Origin of the sequence: Campylobacter concisus (genome assembly GCF_002165815.1) — a bacterium.
Taxonomy (GTDB): Bacteria; Campylobacterota; Campylobacteria; order Campylobacterales; family Campylobacteraceae; genus Campylobacter_A; species Campylobacter_A concisus_BH.
The window spans coordinates 1-356 of sequence record NZ_NDYN01000036.1 but is presented as its reverse complement, the minus strand read 5'-3'; the positions used below and the strand labels follow the sequence as shown (position 1 = coordinate 356).

1 protein-coding gene is annotated in these 356 nt (G+C 36.5%); it reads left to right on the top strand.

The window, feature by feature from the left end:
- The coding region (locus tag B9N65_RS11115; RefSeq protein WP_180385157.1) for a hypothetical protein at positions 1-356 on the top strand (356 nt) is incomplete at both ends.

Here is a 356-nt window from a genome sequence, read left to right as displayed (position 1 = left end):
CAAGAATTCCAAACAAACCATCTAAGATAGAATTCCCAGAAGATAAAAACCATGATGGCAAAATTTCTGATGATGAAAACACCAATGGTGACAATGACCATGGTAAGACAACTGTAGATGTTACAGTTCCAACAGATGGCAGTGTAAAACCAGGTGATAAAGTAATCATTAAAGATGAGAATGGAAATAAAGTAGGTGAGAAAGAGATCACTAAAGAAGATCTTGATAATGGTGGTAAGGTAAGCATCCCTGATGTTCCAGTTAAACCTGGTAATAACCCAGTAGTTGCTGAGATAGTTAATCCTAATAATCCATCTAACCCAAGCGAGCCAGCTATTGGTAATATAGATGAAGAT